Consider the following 17,154-nt stretch of genomic DNA (forward strand, 5'->3'; position numbering starts at 1 on the left):
AAGTGTCAGGCCGGTATCTACAGCATCTAAGAAGTGAACCGGCAGAAAAACTACTGCTGCAGTATCGGAGATTTGTAAGAGACGCTTGCATTGGTATGAAGCGAGCGGTTAATGAGCCTATATTTCTAGCGGCTCATTAACCGCCACAGGTTATAAAATAACCCAAGGAAATATGTGTGGCATTAAAGTGATATGCCGGATTTTCCCGTTCCCCTAGTCTTGTCACAGTCAGCAGCACCGCGTCAGTTTCTGGAAACAGTATCCGCTTCATGCATCAACTTATCTACCAGTGGTTTAAAGAAGGATGGGAGTGGGAGCGGCTCACCCTCCTCATCCACATTGTTACAGTCAAACCATACTCCGTTCTCATGCGCGATAAAGAACGTTTCCTCTTCACTTACTGTAAGCTCGATACATGGCCATGCATCACCATAGACCGAGTGATAGGTCACGGCAGTGAAAGGCGCGTTTCCATCCTCTTTGCGAAGAAGGGCCAACAACCTTTTCGAGAGCACCCAACTGTGCAGCTCCCGGAAATAGCCGCGAAGGTTTGTCTTACTTAGCAGATACACTTGGTTATCTAACTTGTCGATAATTCTTTCCGAACAATAGCGAATGGTCTCAGGGTCTTTCACGACCAGTTCACGCCAGCCGCCTGGGTTTGCTTTCTGAATAATTTCTCGGAGCGTATTTGACATATCTTCTTTTTTATTTAGCTTATCCAGCAGCTCAATAAACACGCTTTTCTCTGTCACCCTCAGCCAGTTCTCATTACGCTCACGCCAAGACTGATGCGAAGGCAGGCAAAATGTGTATCGTTGTCCTTTCTGCCATATAAGATAGTCTCCCAGTGACAGCAGCGCACGTTCAAGTAGGTGCTCGTAGTTATGCAGAACCTTTTCGTTAAGGACCCAATAGGTTTTCTCTGTCAGAGATATAAATCGGGTAAGATCGTAACCGCTATTCTCAGCAGTTTTGGCCCCCTTGAGCAGCCCCCTTATGCGACCTTTAAGATGAGGATGAGATTCTGCCCGAATTAAGGCAGGCTCCCATGCACTATCCAGAATAATCAGCTTTGCTTTAAGGGCTTCTTCATCCCACTGCTCGTTAAAACCCAGTCGAACTTCAACTGTACGAAGACAGCTGTATATGTCATCAGCATAGGGGGCCAATTCATCAAGTGAACGAATAATCCCCACTGCAACTTGATTACTGTCAATACGCATGGTGTAAAGGAAGTTATCGGTGACACGGCTCCATTGAGCGTGCTGCTCAGCGAAGCGGACATCGATGGACGATCTCTTGGCAGTAATAAATGCACAGAGTGCATAAAAACGGCATGCTCCGAGTAAGTCAGAGCCCGTCAGAAATTCCATCAGCAAGCTACGGTGTTCACGGGTTACGTGCGAAGAGCAAAGAAAATCTAGTATGGATGAGAGGATCTGAATGTTCCTAGGGTTGAAGGTATCCCTCGCTTCAAATTCTGAGGAACTAAAACCTTCACGGGTGCTTCTCAGGGTGTTGAACCAAGCCGTATTTAGATTTGCCAACAGATATGCAGGTTCAGATGACTGACTGCATTCAAGAAGAAACGCCATCCGCTTAAAAAAGCGTAGAAAGAGGGTATCAAAGCTTTCGGTCCTTTTTTTGCTCAGGCTCCAGAACATATCGGTCCAGGCCTGATCGATTTTCTCACCAACGGTCACAGCACCGGGCTGCTGGCTAATTCTGCCTGAAAGCCAGGCTTTGAAATTTTCGAAATCAGTAAGCGATTTTCCTCGCGAATTCATTTTGATATAGAGATCGTCAGAAAGTCCAAATGAGGACAGGTTCAGATACTGGAATACCACTGGCCGGGAGTCAGAACTGCATAGTTTTGCATAAAGCTCACTCGGCACTTCACCGAAGCATGATTGAATCGCATTGAGCATCGTCAGGCTGGCGGAGACCGTAGGGTCCTGAAGCCAGGAGTGATAAAACCAGCTGCTATCCGTTATCTGCTCCCGAAGAGTGGGGGCATTCTCCGCAAACTTTAGGCCACTGTTGTCGGCTCGCACCAGAGCATGGAAAAACTCCGTTGCGGCAGTGCGGGTCTGATAGGTGAAACGGGATTTGCCCTGATAAGTGAATCGTTCACTGAAATCAGCATATTTCGACTCTTTGTTCGCCAGATACCAGTGCAGCAGGAAGAGAGTCGTAAGGCGCTGCTGACCATCTAGGACCGAAAGGGTAGGACTCTCCTCAGCGCTGAGGTTTCCATAAATAAAATCGAGATCGAGCGGCAGTGCATCAACAGGAGCTGTTAGTGCTTGGCTGATCGAATGGAGAAACTGATCGCGAATTTCCCAAGCCTCCTCGCGACCCTGAGCATAATCACGCTGTATGATAGGGATCTCAACGTTGCTGACTTCGCTGAATAAGCTGGCGAATGTGATGGTTTTACCTTGTTGCATACGTTGCTCCATCAAAAAATACGGTCAGCGCATCTGTAATTGCGCGTCGGTAGCTATCCTGATCCTGAGCATTCCAGAAAGTCATATCGTGGACGCTACTACTGTAATATTTGAGAAATACATTTCGTGTACCGGGAGGAACAAATGTTGATGCCTTGTCCGCTTCAATAATGCGATTCCGCTTAACTGGAAAGATGGCATTGCGGTAGCTTCTGTTAGTTGACTGATCTAAAAGCGTAAGGTTTCCAATGCTGTCATCCCTATCCTGTTGCGGCATACGGCTGTACTCATTCAGAACATCGCTGAAATAGGCTTCAAATTTTTCACTGTCAAAGGGCTCCTCCTGAAGCAACGCCCCCGCACGATCAAAGAGTAGATGCTTTGCTGATCGGGTAGTGTCTGATTCCTCTTCCGCTATATCGAAAGGCCGGAAATGCTCTCGCATCACTTCCATCCAGGCCTTCTGACCGCTGATATTTTCCGGCATTTGCGAGCTGACTGAAGTAATGTGCTCAATGTCCCAGGCGTCGAGTTTGTAATGCCGGAACGGGAAACAGGTAGAGGATGTTTTGTTCGTCAACAAAATGGCAATATTGAAAAGCAGAAGCACAGGACGCAGCGACCGCTCTGGATAGGTCAGCGCGGATAGCGCGGCGTCAATCTGAGTGCTGCGCTCGGTTCGCTCCCTGCTCAACGAGCCCACGAGTCCCGGCAGAGCAATGCGCAGAATCCTTTTCTTTAGTCCGGTAATGAATTCTGACTTTTTCTCGCAGCTTTCAGATTCGCTGATGAGCTGTGGAATGACGCTCTCACTATTATTGATGAGATAGCCGACAAGATGATAAGTCACGCGCCCACGGTACCATTCATCCAGCAACATAAAGCGCTGTTTAATAAGCTGCCACACTTTTTCTATGCGATCCTGGTCCTGATGCATTTCCTCCAGGTAATGGGCGAACGACAGGAAGATGTAGTGTGGATCCTGACGGGAAATACCTGACTTTAATGAATCTGCAACCAAGCCAAGTATAAACTCTATGCGGTTACTCTCACGGGTATGGTTACTGATGAAATACCAGAAGTCTTCCTGCTGAAGGCGGCGCTCCGTTTCATCCCACTCCTGCGAAATTCTGAGCTGATTAAAGCGAACGCTGAGTTCGGTCACCTGACTGAAATTTCCGGCATTGAGCAACAGTGCTTTAACCAGCTCTGCGTTGGTTAGCGGAATTTTTCCACGATTAAGCCGGGAAAAGACCTCAGTCACGTTTGCCTGATCGCTTAGCTGATACCAGATCACTTTTACATTTTTACCGGCCTCATCATCATTCAGCAGAGTCTGCAAAAAGCTGAACTTATAGACAGGCGGTCGTGAACTGAACCATGCGTCTATTACTTCCCGAGCCTGATTCATATGATAAAAATCAATATTATCATCTGCGTGATCGCTATTGATATTGCTAAGGAAACTTGCACTTTCAGGGCGGGTTTCATAGCGCAGAGAGTACCCTGAATGTCCAAGCATAGCGGCAATGTCCTTCAGATAATGAAGGATAATGCAGATAGTTGTCAGGCGCTGCTGACCATCAACCAATTCCCATTCTTCGCCACACTGCTTAATAACAACAGGCTGTAGGCAGTAGAAGGCTTTGCGGGAACTTGACTCGCTGTTTTTCTGAAATTCCGCGATGTCATCCAGCAGATCTGTTACCTGCCTTTGCGTCCAGCGGTAGCCCCGCTGGTATGAGGGTATGAAAAAACGCTGTTTCATCAGGTCGCTAATTGGCCTAAGGAGAAGTTCATTGCTCGTGATCATGTGCCTCCCTGCATGCCTGATTTTTCCGGCCGCATGTTAAGTAGTTTAAGTCAGTTATAACAGTAATAATTAACGTTAACAGTCCGATATTTTAAACGCAGGGTCTTTGGCCTGCTTCGTTTTTTGCAAATGGTGCGCAGCGGTACATTATCTTTTTCCCAGGGAAGGTAAACCGCCGGATACAACAATTCTACGCCCACCAATGTATTGGTCCATGATGTCTCGAGAACTGGCATTTCTGTTTTTTTTACCCTTTGCCGTTACTTTCTTGTTTTTGCTAGATTTGCTTTTTGCAGCAAGTCTTTTCTTGGTATGGGCAAGCAGAATGAGCCGCCCTGACATCAAACTCTGTCTGGAAGTATCCGCCGCATCATAGCCATTCACGATGGTCATTATTTCTTTTTCAATTTCAGATAACGTTTTTTCAGCAACGAATTTCTCTACTACAGCGGAGTATTTTTTATCGAGCGGTTGAGTCATCGCCCATTGATAGGAAATCGTCGTTACACTGTTTTTCTTTGAAGGATTACTACTGATGGAAGAAGGGCTTCGTCTTTCTGAATGGGCTTTATTTATATGCTTTTCTAATCTTTTCGCGTCTTTGAGAGAAACGTTACATACTGGACATTTGCAGGTTTGATGGGCAATAAGCGGTGCCTCAGCTACCGGCTTAGCAAGATGAGGTGTCATCTTCCAGCCATGATTGGTTAGCAAATGACTGGACAGCACCGTAACTTCGACTGCGGTATTACACAGTGCACATATGATTTTTTCCATATCCTCCTCCCTCAAGCGATGGATGCTGCAGGATAGAAGAGCACCGCACGCCATTATGTTTAGCTTGTCATTATCATCCCAGCCATCCCATCCAAACGCTTCTTGGTCTTCTCCCAGTCCGGCATTACCTGCCCCATGAGCCGGTAGAAGCGTTCACTATGGTTGTGCTCAGCCAGATGGCATAACTCATGCAAGATAACATAATCGATGCACTCTCGCGGGGCCTTTACCAGATTGGGATTCAGGGTCACCCTTCCATTGGGGGAACAACTTCCCCACTGCGTCTGCATGGAAAGAATTCGCAATGGCGGTGAGCCACTGACCCATAACGCTTGCTCCAGCATTGCACTCAACCGTCTGGCGAATACTTCCCGGGCACGGGCTTTATACCAGTCAGTCAGCAGCTGTAGGACCTTTTCAGCGCTCTTATGACGTAAAGTGACTTCCAGCTTTCCGCGCAACATTTTTACGCCCTGAGTGTCAGAGGGAGCCACTATCACCTTAAGCATGTACTGTTTGCCCAGGTAATAGTGGCTCTCACCGCTGATATACTGTCGTGGAGTTATATATTCCAGCTGCTTACGGAAGTCCCGTAGCTGCTGATAGATCCAGCGCCCACGCTTTTCAACAGCGTTCAGAACCTGTCGGTCATCTGTATCCTGAGGCGCGGACACCACAACCCGGCAGTCAGGGTGAACTTTTATCAGAATGCGCCCATTCACCAACGGTCGGGGTTTAAGCTCGAAGGTAATGCGTTCATCACCGTAAATGAAGCTCATGGCTCTTTCACCCACGCTTTAAACTCCGCTCAGCCCTACACGGGTAATCTGGACGATCATTTCCACAATTTTTTTCGCCTGATCCATTCCGCCACCGATTGCCTTACACTCTTTAAACATCATCGGTAGAAGCTTCTTGCGGATATCAGCCTCGATATTTTGCGGATTGATCGAGTTCTCAGCCACTGAGATATCAACAGCCCGTTCTACTTCAAAAGCAAGCTTCACCCATTTATCAATAACCTGAGAATCGGTAACGGCAAAAACCTCCGGCAGTACTTTTTTGTATACGCCAAAGTAAGCCTGTGCATGGTGATTACCAGCAAATACGTCGGGTATTTCGTTCAGCCGCCGATCTTGTACTTGCTCCTCAAACTCACGAAATAACATGTACTGCTTGAGAGGGTGATCAAACAGTTTTTCCGCCTCTTCAATAGCCAAACGCAGTAACTTCGAGAAGGCTTCCTGGGCATAAGGATCATCACGTAAATCCTGCTCAATCATGCGGGTTACGCGAGTTTTGATAATATCCGTTTCGTTGCGGGTTTTATCCTCGCTCCACTCTTCGGGCCGTTGTCCCATTTTGCTGACTTCATACACTCCATCAGGCTCGCGGACTTCTACGCCAACAACGTGTTTATCCAGCAGCTTTTTAACCTGTTCAGTGTACTGATCATAATCTACTGTCTCACCGGCATCCTGCTTCACCAACTGGCGCAGGCTGGTAAATTGCCTCAGCGTCTCTTTATAATGCTGGCGGTCTTCTTCGCTGAAACTCTTATCCTCAAAGAAGGTAGCCGACTGCAACGCCACTTTCAGGCAGCTGGCAAATTGTGTGAGAGCCTCATAAAAGTCTTCTCGGACTTTAAGATGAACATCAACCATTTCGCCGTACTTTTCTTCCGTGCGCGGCACCAATACCTGACGCAGCTGCTCAATATCGTTTTTGTTTTTTACACCCGCGAAAATCGCCCACAAATTTTTATACAGCTGGGGAAGACGCTTGTACTCCGTACTCATCTGGCCGTACAGGCCCACCAGATCGTCAATATCAAAACCGCCCTGTGTGCGGGATGCCAGCTTCTGATAATCCTCAATGGTGGTATCCAGCTCTTTGAGGATGCCTCTATAATCGATTAACAGACCAAATTTCTTTTTGGGATGAAGGCGGTTAACGCGGGCAATTGCCTGAATGAGGTTATGCCCTTTAAGCGGCTTATCGATGTAAAGTACTGCATTTTTGGGTTCATCAAAGCCGGTAAGTAACTTATCGACCACAATTAGTAGCTTCAGCGAATCATCTTTATCAAAACGATCGATGACATTGCGCGTGTAAACCTGTTCATCCTGAGAGCCGACGTTATCTTGCCACCATTTGGTCACATCAGGGATACCAGATTCATCCACCTCGGTATTCCCTTCACGCGTGTCAGGCGAACTAATCACCACGGCAGACTCAAACAACCTGGCTTCATCAAGATACTTTTTGTATTTGATTGCTGCTGCTTTACTGTCACAGGCGAGTTGCCCCTTCAAGCCATCGTCGATGTTTTTGACAAAATGGTTGGCGATATCCATTGCAATAAGGTGGATGCGATCGTCAGCATTATAGACCTGCCCTTTATTAGCAAACTTACGCTTCAAGTCGGCTTTTTGTTTTTCCGTTAACCCCTCGGTGATACGGTCAAACCAGCTATCTATAGCTCGTTCATTAACGTTCAGCTCGGGCGGGCGCTCTTCGTAGAGAAGCGGGGTCACAGTCTTGTCCTCCACCGCACGCTGCATGGTGTAAGCATGAACGATGGGACCAAATTTATTCGTGGTCTTATCATCTTTTAGCAACGGCGTACCGGTGAAAGCAACAAAGGCCGCGTTGGGTAGAGCCAGCTTCATACGTTGATGACTCTCGCCGCCATGGCTGCGGTGGCCTTCATCAATTAGCACAATGATATCGGGGCTGGTATTCACGCACTCTGGCAGGCGGGTGGCCGTGTTAAATTTCTGAATCAACGAGAAGAGAATGCGCTCAGTACCTTTGCCTATCTGTTCAGCCAAACGTTTGCCAGAGGTGGCGATGGCATCGGTTTTATCCCTTTTACCGGTCAGTTCTCCCGTTGAGATAAAGGTGCGACTGAGCTGGTTTTCCAAATCGACACGATCGGTCACCACTACGATGCGACACTGCTTGAGAGTTTCACTCAGAATCAGCGCCTTGCTGAGGAAAACCATCGTCAGTGACTTACCTGAACCCGTGGTATGCCAGATAACCCCACCGTTGCGGCTGCCATCAGGGTTCTTCGTTTCAATACGCTGTAGCAGCCGTTTTATACTGAAGACCTGCTGGTATCGGGCGATCACTTTACCGGCTCTCTTATCAAACAGCGTGAAGAAGCGGGCCATATCCAGCAGGCGCTCGGGTAACAACAGGCTAATAAGCAGTTGGTCCTGGCCTGTTAAAGCCAGCTCACCCGCTGCAATCAGGTTCTGATACCATTCCAGGCATGCAACCGGACGGTGGCTGAAGATTGAATCAATCTGCTGTGCTGTGAGCTTACGGTTTTTGATGGCAAGCATCTCCAGATCGGAGATATCTTCTTCCCGCCATGTAGCCCAAAATTTGGTCGGTGTCCCGCAAGTGCCGTAACGTCCATCATTGCCGTTTATCGACAATAAGATCTGGCTGTAGGCAAACAGTCGCGGAATTTCATCATGACGCTGGTTTCGCAGACTTTGAGAGATCCCTTCGTCAATAGTCGGCCCTTTTTTAGCATTGCCATCCGGGCGCTTTGCCTCGATGACTACCAACGGAATACCATTCACAAAACAGACAATATCGGGCCTGCGCTCCTCAATACCGTTAGCACGTGTCACGCAGAACTCTTCGGTGAAAGCAAAGCTGTTGTTTTGCGGATTGTTCCAGTCGATCAGCGATATAGTCGGGTTAGCTCGTTTGCCATCGATAAATTCCGTCACTGAAATGCCGTACAACAGGTGGTTGTACAAGTGCTCATTTGCGGTGTTCAATCCCTGGTTTAATGCCGGACTGTTAACTTCGGCAATCAGGCTATCAATCGCTTTGTCAGAAATGGCATGCTCTTTACCGGCAAAGATAAACGTCCTCTTGGCTAACTGTTCACGCAAAATCTGGTTTAGGACCACCTGGTCTACCTTGCTTGCTCGCGCAGACAAGGCTTGCTGAGGTGAAATATAGGTCCAGCCTAAATTACTCAAAAGAGCCAGCGCTGGAAGCTTGGCGCTGTACTCTTCCTGGAATTTTGGCGCGATTTGCATGCTCATGATGTTCCCTTATCTTTATCGGCTTTCCAGTGCAGTAGCTCGGTAATATCCTTTTCACCCTCGGCCTCTTTTAATAACCGCCGCTGCTCTGCAAATCTCGCATATTCACACTGAGCTTTTTCATCTGCCATTTTCTTACTGACAGTACCCGCACCTTCTAGCACATTGCGATCGTTGAACTGCAGGAACTGATCCAGCTTCTCCTGCCAGTCCTGCAAAAAGACCTGCTGGCGGCGCAGAGCCTGATCTTCGGCATAGTCCAGCCACATATTCACCACCCGGTTCAGCTCACTGACCTCTTTCTGGGTCAGGTAGTTTTTAGCGACTGTGACATCGCCTTTTCGCACGTCATTGCCTTTATAGCTGGTGAGCCCCATATGGGGCTGGCTGGCATCTGCCCGCTGGTGGATTAGCTCAGCGGCTGTACGCCCGGTGCAGGCAAAGTGCAGTTTGTTTTGGATGGTTTGAAAGAAGAGCGTGGTCTCTTTAAGAGACGGTTGATAATCAGCAGCCAGCGCGAAAATTTCCCGAACCCGCAGATAGACTCGCCGCTCACTGGCACGAATATCGCGGATGCGTTCCAGCATCTCGTCGAAGTAGTCGGGCACCACAGAAGAGCCAACGGGCGGATTCTTCAGCCGCTCGTCATCCATCACAAACCCTTTAATAAGATATTCCTGCAGGGTTTGCGTGGCCCACTGGCGGAACTGAGTCCCCCGAACTGAGCGAACACGATAGCCAACGGCCAATATGGCCTCGAGGCTGTAGTGCTCTATCTCTCTGGAAACCTGTCGTTTTCCTTCCTGGCGAACTATCCGGAATTTCCGGATAGTTGAATTTTGACCAAGTTCACCTTCGGAAAAGATGTTGATCAGGTGTTCGTTGATGGTACGAACATCTTTATCGTATAGCTCAGCCATGGATGCCTGAGTGAGCCAAAGCGTATCTGACTGAAAGCGGCATTCAACACGTGCGCGACCATCTTCGCTTTGGAACAGCAGGAATTCACCTGCTGGAGGTTGAGGTAAGTGTTTATCAGTCATGCGGCGTCCACCTTAACCCGGCGTTTACCGGTAAGCAGTTGCTGCATCAGGGCTTTTTTTTCTTGTTTTAGGTGGTTGAGTTGTTGTTTTAGAGTTTCGATCTCAAAATCTGCAGTTGAGAGAACAGAAGCGATCTTTTGTTGTTCAACTATCTCAGGGATAGCTATTACTAGATTAGAAAAGATAGATATCCAGTGACGTTGATGCCCCCCAATTGTAAAATCAAACATCTGCATAGCTTCGAATACATACTTTATAGAAACACTATCTCTTGCCGTAAGGATTTTCATTGCGCTTGATTTTGCTTTGAAAGGGAAATCAACAAACTTACTAGCTGTTGTGAAATCATCAAAAATTATCACGGGTAATTTATCTTTATATATACCTTCCAATTCATTGGTATAGCCAAGAATAAATGTTTTCCCAGCAGTAAGAACTGGAGTTTCATAATCGTTATTATAATCGGTTGACTTTACTAAATAGGGGGTAGGCTGTTTATATTCCAGAAGGGAACCTAACTCTACGTGCTTCAAATCCCCCTTAAATTCTGAGAAACGCTTCTTTCCTGTAAGCAATTGCTGCATCAGTGCTTTTTTCTGCTGCTGGCTATTGGCAAGCAGTTTTTCAGTGGTAGCGATCGCCTTATCCCAGGTAGAAAGGACTTGGGCGATTTTCTTCTGCTCTCTGATAGGGGGTACTAAAATGCTAACTTTAGCTAAGTCTTTTTGCCCAATATTGGCTCGGACAGCACCTTGACCTAGCTTAATTGCTTGTGTTCTAAAACCAGATGCTTGAAATAAAAAAGCTGAAAAATCAGGAGAAATTTCATTTGACTTAGGACGACCTCTAATTACAAAGCCACCAAAAGTGGCAACAGCTTTATCTAGATATACTGCCGCCATTGCAATTTCTTCAAATGTTTCTGAAGTTCGATTAAACAGTACATCGCCATACTTCAACTGGTAGTCGCCAAGCTGTTTATCTGAGACCTGAACGCGACCAATAATTTTAGATTCTATGAGAATATCATTTCCAAAGACATCCATGACATTTACAAACTTATAGCCACTACCATATTGCTCTTTTTCAGCATTTAAACCATTTTTAAACTCAAAGAGATTCCCTAAAATATCTTTCTTCCATTCTTCAGGCACCATAACCTAACTCCTCAAGATATTTCGCCATCTCCACTTCCAGCTCAGCCAATTGCGATTGCAGTTGTTTGCGCTCAGTTTGGATAGCCATCAGGTCAATTTCCTTTTCTTCTTCAAAGGTATCGACATAGCGGGGAATATTTAGATTGTAATCGTTGTCGCGGATCTCTTGCAGGCTGGCAAGATAACCATATTTTTCGACGTTATCGCCATTGCAGTAGGTTTTAACGATTTTGGCAATATTTTCCGGACTTAGCTGGTTTTGATTTTTACCTGACTTAAAATCATGGCTGGCATCGATAAACAACACGTTATCGTCAACTTTCTGCTTTTTGAAAATCAGAATTGCTGCGGGGATACCGGTACCAAAAAATAGCTTTTCGGGTAACCCAATCACCGCATCAAGCAAGTTTTCTTCAATCAATTTCTGGCGGATTTTACCTTCGCTCGAACCACGGAACAGCACGCCATGAGGCACTACCACTCCCATTCGTCCGGATTTCGGCTTCATGGTTTCGATCATATGCAAGATGAACGCATAGTCGCCCTTGGTTTTAGGGGGCAGACCACGACGGAAACGACCAAAATGATCATCAGATACATCATCAATCCCCCATTTCTCCAATGAGAAAGGTGGGTTAGCGGTGACCACATCAAACAGCATCAGATTGGCATTTTTATCAAGCAGCTTGGGGTTGCGGATCGTATCACCCCACTCAATTTTGTGGTTATCCTCGCCGTGCAGAAACATATTCATTTTAGCCAGCGACCAGGTGGAACCAATTGCCTCCTGACCATAAAGCTCATAGTTTTTGCTATGGTGCTGTTTAGCCACCCACTTGCCACATTTCATCAAAAGCGAAGCAGAACCACAGGTTGGGTCACAGATAGATTCCCCTGGCTGTGGGTCAAGCAACGCCGCGAGCAGATCTGACACTTCAGGTGGCGTATAGTACTCTCCAGCTTTCTGCCCGCTGTTAGCAGCAAACTTGCCAATCAAATACTCATAAGCGTTACCAATTACATCTAATCCCCCAACCCGGCTGGGCTTAAGATTCAGCTCTGGATGAGTAAAATCTTCGAGTAGCTGCTTCAAAATCAGATTCTTTTGTTTTTCATCACCAAGCTTATTGGTATTAAATGAAATTTCCTGGAACACGCTCTTGCTACCATCTTTCAGCTTAGTGCCGTTAGCTTCTTCAATTGCGTGTAGAGCTATATCGATACGTTCACCGTTACCCGCCTCACTTCGACTATTATAGAGAGCATAAAAGCTAGCATCTTTCGGTAGTACAAAGCGTTCGTTCTTCATCATCTCTTCAATCAGCTCTGGTTCATCGCCATACTGGGCTTTGTAGCCATCATAGTGATCCTGCCAGACATCCGAAATGTACTTCAGAAACAGCATAGTAAGGATGAAATCTTTGTAAGTATCAGGGCTAATGGTGCCACGGAAAGTGTCACATACGCCCCATAGCACGCGGTTGATGCGGTCTTGATCGATCATATTACTCATAACAAGTTAATCCTTAAGTAGTTTTTGCAAAATACCAAGCTCAAGCTGATGGCGATTTTTCTGTAACCTCTTGATAAGTAAATCTTCTTTCTGCCATACACGTTGGAGCCCGATAAGCTGTAATTGAGTTTCAAGAGGCGGAACCGGGATAGCGACATCCAGCAGCGCTGATTTAGTTATTAACTGAATATTGGTACCACTCCGATGAAACTCTTGCTGAATCATCGGATGGTTTAACAGCCAGCACAGGTATTCGGGGACAATCTCACGCTCTTGTCTTCTGAGGCTAACAATTAGGAACTGGCTGGTAGCAACCACAGGAATCTCACCACGATAGACAACTGCCAGATTACGATTCCCTCTGGCCGCAACGACAATCTCCCCCTGTTCAAGAAATGGGGGAGCGATGCGTTGTTCCCATACAGCAGTAGGTAGTGCTTTGTTATCGAACTGCCAGTCCTGATCGAGATCTTTAATCTGTAACAGACGCACATCTCCTTCAGGGTCCGGCGTGATTGCTCCCCTTAGAGTGTGGCCTGAACGGATGCCTGCAATTTGGCCTAACTGTTTTAAAGATGTTGGCATACGGGCCCCTGATTCATTGCACCATCCCTGGCGCATCTATTTCTTAAGCGTGGCGATTATAAGTTGTTTTTAAGCCATCGAGAGATATTGTCGGAAAGCCCATACCACGCACCGTCTCCCCGCAAACCAGTGACGAGTAAACCATCATCGCTATCCATAACGGCTGTGAGATAATCGCGAACCTGAGTTGCTGTTTGAGTGGTGACGATAATCCAAGTTGATTCCAGAGGATGACACCAGGCCCCATAAGACTTGATGCGCTCAATGAGCGAGGCATAATCTTTCTGCTTTCGCAGATCGTAAGAAATTTGATAAGCTGCCATAGATTTGATCTCCTAATTTAGACGTTTGGGTTTGAGTCAACGCGACAGATTGCAGTCTGTCGCACCTCGCCACTCAACTCTGTAGTTAATGTACAGAGTTAAAAGTGATGTGGTGAAGCTATAATTGAGCAAAAAGATCAGAATGTAAAGTACAAAATAATGCAGTAGCAGGCCTACAGAAATGCATGATCGTAAATCAGGTGCAAAAAAACAAACTTCTTACGACTCAAGCGATTGATTTTAAATCAAAAAAAATAATCGAACATGAATGAAACATGCGCAAGTATTTTTATAACCTGCACACTTTTATGCATTTTTGTTCAATAATCTGTGTAACATCATTCTACATTGACGCAAGATTATCCTATACACGTGTACCATCTCTCGTCATCCCTCCAGATAGGGCGCATATTTATACATGCCACAAATGGCTTTGGGTTTGGTGGAGACCGAATCCTTCTCGTATGCTAAATTTACTCAGTCTTCAACTTAGCAAAGTCAAACGGGCTAACACCCTTCTCCCGATTCGCATCCAGAAAATCAGCCCACCATTGCAGCATTAGCCTGCGTTCATCCAAGTGCTCTGCCTTATGAATGTAAGACGCACGCACAGAGTTACGTTCCTGGTAACTCATCTGCCGCTCGACCGCATCCTTAGACCACATCCCCGACTCAATCAATGAACTACATGCCATGGTTCTAAAACCATGGCCACAGACTTCCACTTTCGTATCGTAGCCCATCACCCGGAGTGCATTGTTGACCGTGTTTTCACTCATCGGTTTACGCGGGTCATGATCGCCAACGAAAATTAAATCGCGATTGCCATTTAGTCGTTTTATTTTCTCAAGGACTGCAAGTGCCTGCCGGGATAAAGGTACCAGATGCGGCGTTCGCATCTTAGATCCACGGTGAGAATGCTTAACGCCTTCCAATGGTTCGCGATCCGCCGGTATCGTCCACATTGCTGTCTCGAAGTCGATCTCTGACCAACGTGCGAAGCGCAGTTCACTTGAACGGATAAATACCAGTAGCGTCATCTCTATAGCTAACCGAGTGAGCGGTCTGCCGGTGTAGGTATCGATACGGTGAAGTAGCTCAGAAGTACGGCTAAGTTCTAAGGCGGGGCGATGTTGTCGTTTTGCTGTAGCGACGGCTCCAGCCATTTCCTGCGCGGGATTGTAGTCGGTCAAACCGCTTTGTACGGCATAGCGCATGATTGCTGTTGTGCGCTGTTGCAGACGCGAAGCCACCTCAAGACGTCCAGACTTCTCCACGGCTTTTATGGGTGCCAGTAAATCTCGAGTCTTAAGTTCAGTGATATTGTGTTTACCGATGGCCGGGAAAAGAAAATCTTCCAGGGTTTTCAAAACTCGATGGCTGTGATCTTTTGACCACTTCTTATTAGTCGCATGCCATTCTCTGGCAACCACTTCGAAAGTGAAGACTTCTTTAGCCAACTCTTCTTTTACTGCTCGCTTTTGTTCACGAGGATCGATGCCTGCCGCAACCAATTTTCTGGCAGCCTCTCGTTTATGTCTGGCATCAGCAAGGGATGTCTCTGGATAAACGCCAAAGGCCATCAGGTGTTGCTTGCCGCCAAAGCGAAAGCGGAAACGCCAGTATTTGGAGCCGTTAGGGTGTATCAACAAAAACATGCCATCGCCGTCTACTAGCGAGTATTCCTTTGCTTCTGGTTTTGCCGAACGCACCTTGGTATCAGTCAGGGCCATGATGGTAATCCTTCCATATGCTGCCGTGAGTATATAAGTATTATCGAACCAGCATATATACTCGGTTCTATACTCACAAGCATGTTGATGTGGGGTAAGTCAGATTGACGTTGGTTGACTGAAAAGCGGGGCAAAGCCTTGCGGGAACTGGATTTTAGGCATAAAAAAAGACCTCAGTTGAGGTCTATTTACATACTGTTGGTGCCGAAGGCCGGAATCGAACCGGCACATCTTTCGATGGTTGATTTTGAATCAACTGCGTCTACCGATTTCGCCACTTCGGCACTGAAAGTAGTATGCGGAAAACGTGGGCATTATACCCAGCCCAGCGTGTCACGCAATAGTTATCCGGCGTTGTTCGGTTTAAGTGTTGAAAAAACAGACATCAGGCGCAAGGTGGCGGGATTTTGCTGACAAAAATCTTCCGTTTGTGCTCGTTTTTCCAATGCTGATTTTTAAACTTCGCATTAGTATACAAAACACGAATAGTTTATGGCCTGTTGATGGATACCCGCTTGTTAAAAAAACTCTCCCTTTCGCTCCTCGCGCTGGCTTTTGCCAGTACGCCTTTATGGAGCCACGCGCAGCAAAATGCGCGTCTGGCGTCGCAGGTCGTGGATGACCATGCAGAACACATCTTTTACGGCAGCGGCGCGATGGGAATGGCGCTGGTGGTGGTGGATAACAATCAGCAGGTGTTCCGCAGTTTCGGGGAGACGCGTCCCGGCTCTGACCTGCGTCCGCGTGAAGACTCAGTCGTTCGCATTGCTTCCCTGACCAAGCTGATTACCAGCGAAGTGCTGGTCAAAATGGCACAGCAGGGCAAAGTCCGCATTAACGATCCGTTGCGTAAATATGCGCCAGCCGGTGCACGGGTACCTTCTTACAGCAGCACAAATCCGATTACCCTGCTGAATCTGGCGACGCACACCAGTGGCCTGCCGCGTGAGCAGCCGGGCGGTGCGGCGAATCGCGCGGTCTTTACCTGGCCGACAAAAAGCGATCGCTGGAGCTGGCTGAGCGTGGCCAAAATGACCACTCCGCCTGGCGCACGTGCGTCTTACTCTAATCTGGCCTTTGACCTGCTTTCCGATGCGTTATCCAAAGCCGCCAATCAGCCATATACGCAACTGTTGCGCGATCAGATAACGCAGCCCTTAGGTATGGTGGATACAACTCTGACGCCGAACGCCAGCCAATGTTCGCGCCTGATGGAAGGTCTGCACCCAAGCCCTTGCATTAACACCATTGCGGCCGCGGGCAGCGGTGGCATTTATTCCACGCCTGCCGATATGGGCCGCTGGATGCGTCAGTTCCTCGGGCAACGCACCACCACGGCTGAAATGGCGCAGAAGATGTATTATAAGCGTACCGATCTGGTCTCGCTGAAAGGGATGGATGTGCCGGGCATGGCGGATTCACTTGGAATGGGCTGGGTAACGATGGCGCCAACGCCTTTGCTACCGCGAATTATCCAGAAAACCGGCGGCGGTGGTGGCTTTATCACGTATGTCGCGATGGTTCCGCAGCGTGGTGTCGGCGTGTTCGTGGTGGTTACCCGCAGCGAGCTGACCAAGTTCAAGAATATGAGCGATGGTGTGAACGATCTGGTGGCCGATCTGGTGCGTAATAACGAGATCTGATGGCGAGGTTAGCCCGGATTGCAGACGTAAAAAAAAGC

The 17,154-nt window shown here is 47.4% G+C and carries 12 protein-coding genes and 1 tRNA gene; 1 reads left to right on the top strand and 12 read right to left on the bottom strand.

Annotation, left to right across the window (positions count from 1 at the left end):
• Nucleotides 1-242 precede the first annotated feature (242 nt).
• From ACLBVC_RS22915 to ACLBVC_RS22970, 12 genes are all read right to left on the bottom strand, one after another.
• Nucleotides 243-2,453: a DUF262 domain-containing protein gene (locus ACLBVC_RS22915; protein ID WP_410151545.1), complete on the bottom strand. Its 2,211-nt coding sequence runs from the start codon at nt 2,451-2,453 to the stop codon at nt 243-245.
• Nucleotides 2,440-4,266: a DUF262 domain-containing protein gene (locus ACLBVC_RS22920; RefSeq protein ID WP_410151546.1), complete on the bottom strand. Its 1,827-nt coding sequence runs from the start codon at nt 4,264-4,266 to the stop codon at nt 2,440-2,442. The genes ACLBVC_RS22915 and ACLBVC_RS22920 overlap by 14 nt, the downstream gene beginning before the upstream one ends.
• Before the next feature lie 147 nt (nt 4,267-4,413).
• Nucleotides 4,414-5,043: a hypothetical protein gene (locus ACLBVC_RS22925; RefSeq protein WP_410151547.1), complete on the bottom strand. Its 630-nt coding sequence runs from the start codon at nt 5,041-5,043 to the stop codon at nt 4,414-4,416.
• 59 nt (nt 5,044-5,102) lie between these two features.
• Nucleotides 5,103-5,822 carry a M48 family metallopeptidase gene (locus tag ACLBVC_RS22930; RefSeq protein WP_410151572.1) on the bottom strand — a complete coding sequence of 240 codons (720 nt, stop codon included), beginning with the start codon at nt 5,820-5,822 and terminating at the stop codon, nt 5,103-5,105.
• Between the two features lie 18 nt (nt 5,823-5,840).
• A complete protein-coding gene (locus ACLBVC_RS22935; RefSeq protein WP_410151548.1) occupies nt 5,841-9,119 on the bottom strand; it encodes a type I restriction endonuclease subunit R in 3,279 nt (1,092 codons plus the stop codon).
• Nucleotides 9,116-10,162: a virulence RhuM family protein gene (locus ACLBVC_RS22940; RefSeq protein ID WP_410151549.1), complete on the bottom strand. Its 1,047-nt coding sequence runs from the start codon at nt 10,160-10,162 to the stop codon at nt 9,116-9,118. Before ACLBVC_RS22940 ends, ACLBVC_RS22935 begins: the two co-directional genes overlap by 4 nt.
• On the bottom strand, nt 10,159-11,319 hold the full coding sequence (locus tag ACLBVC_RS22945; protein WP_410151550.1) for a restriction endonuclease subunit S: 1,161 nt from the start codon (nt 11,317-11,319) through the stop codon (nt 10,159-10,161). Before ACLBVC_RS22945 ends, ACLBVC_RS22940 begins: the two co-directional genes overlap by 4 nt.
• Nucleotides 11,309-12,832 (bottom strand): type I restriction-modification system subunit M, encoded by a 1,524-nt coding sequence (locus ACLBVC_RS22950; protein WP_410151551.1) that lies wholly within the window; start codon nt 12,830-12,832, stop codon nt 11,309-11,311. Before ACLBVC_RS22950 ends, ACLBVC_RS22945 begins: the two co-directional genes overlap by 11 nt.
• 6 nt (nt 12,833-12,838) lie before the next feature.
• A complete protein-coding gene (locus ACLBVC_RS22955; RefSeq protein ID WP_410151552.1) occupies nt 12,839-13,417 on the bottom strand; it encodes a restriction endonuclease subunit S in 579 nt (192 codons plus the stop codon).
• 56 nt (nt 13,418-13,473) lie between these two features.
• Nucleotides 13,474-13,740, bottom strand: coding sequence for a hypothetical protein (locus tag ACLBVC_RS22960; RefSeq protein WP_410151553.1), 267 nt, complete (start codon nt 13,738-13,740; stop codon nt 13,474-13,476).
• Between the two features lie 473 nt (nt 13,741-14,213).
• Nucleotides 14,214-15,473 carry a tyrosine-type recombinase/integrase gene (locus tag ACLBVC_RS22965; RefSeq protein WP_410151554.1) on the bottom strand — a complete coding sequence of 420 codons (1,260 nt, stop codon included), beginning with the start codon at nt 15,471-15,473 and terminating at the stop codon, nt 14,214-14,216.
• Nucleotides 15,474-15,672: 199 nt separating this feature from the next.
• Nucleotides 15,673-15,757, bottom strand: a tRNA-Leu gene (locus tag ACLBVC_RS22970).
• Nucleotides 15,758-15,976: 219 nt separating this feature from the next.
• Here ACLBVC_RS22970 and ampH point away from each other — a divergent pair.
• Nucleotides 15,977-17,116, top strand: a complete 1,140-nt coding sequence (ampH, locus tag ACLBVC_RS22975; protein WP_410151555.1) for a D-alanyl-D-alanine-carboxypeptidase/endopeptidase AmpH — start codon at nt 15,977-15,979, stop codon at nt 17,114-17,116.
• The last annotated feature ends 38 nt before the right edge of the window (nt 17,117-17,154 follow it).

Origin of the sequence: Rahnella selenatireducens (genome assembly GCF_046449555.1) — a bacterium.
GTDB classification, from domain to species: domain Bacteria; phylum Pseudomonadota; class Gammaproteobacteria; order Enterobacterales; family Enterobacteriaceae; genus Rahnella; species Rahnella selenatireducens.

Excerpts from the sequence above, each read along its gene's own strand:
- ACLBVC_RS22915 (WP_410151545.1), bottom strand. The coding sequence starts at position 2,453 with ATGCAACAAGGTAAAACCATCACATTCGCCAGCTTATTCAGCGAAGTC.
- ACLBVC_RS22920 (WP_410151546.1), bottom strand. The coding sequence starts at position 4,266 with ATGATCACGAGCAATGAACTTCTCCTTAGGCCAATTAGCGACCTGATG.
- ACLBVC_RS22925 (WP_410151547.1), bottom strand. The coding sequence starts at position 5,043 with ATGGAAAAAATCATATGTGCACTGTGTAATACCGCAGTCGAAGTTACG.
- ACLBVC_RS22930 (WP_410151572.1), bottom strand. The coding sequence starts at position 5,822 with ATGAGCTTCATTTACGGTGATGAACGCATTACCTTCGAGCTTAAACCC.
- ACLBVC_RS22935 (WP_410151548.1), bottom strand. The coding sequence starts at position 9,119 with ATGAGCATGCAAATCGCGCCAAAATTCCAGGAAGAGTACAGCGCCAAG.
- ACLBVC_RS22940 (WP_410151549.1), bottom strand. The coding sequence starts at position 10,162 with ATGACTGATAAACACTTACCTCAACCTCCAGCAGGTGAATTCCTGCTG.
- ACLBVC_RS22945 (WP_410151550.1), bottom strand. The coding sequence starts at position 11,319 with ATGGTGCCTGAAGAATGGAAGAAAGATATTTTAGGGAATCTCTTTGAG.
- ACLBVC_RS22950 (WP_410151551.1), bottom strand. The coding sequence starts at position 12,832 with ATGAGTAATATGATCGATCAAGACCGCATCAACCGCGTGCTATGGGGC.
- ACLBVC_RS22955 (WP_410151552.1), bottom strand. The coding sequence starts at position 13,417 with ATGCCAACATCTTTAAAACAGTTAGGCCAAATTGCAGGCATCCGTTCA.
- ACLBVC_RS22960 (WP_410151553.1), bottom strand. The coding sequence starts at position 13,740 with ATGGCAGCTTATCAAATTTCTTACGATCTGCGAAAGCAGAAAGATTAT.
- ACLBVC_RS22965 (WP_410151554.1), bottom strand. The coding sequence starts at position 15,473 with ATGGCCCTGACTGATACCAAGGTGCGTTCGGCAAAACCAGAAGCAAAG.
- ampH (WP_410151555.1), top strand. The coding sequence starts at position 15,977 with ATGGATACCCGCTTGTTAAAAAAACTCTCCCTTTCGCTCCTCGCGCTG.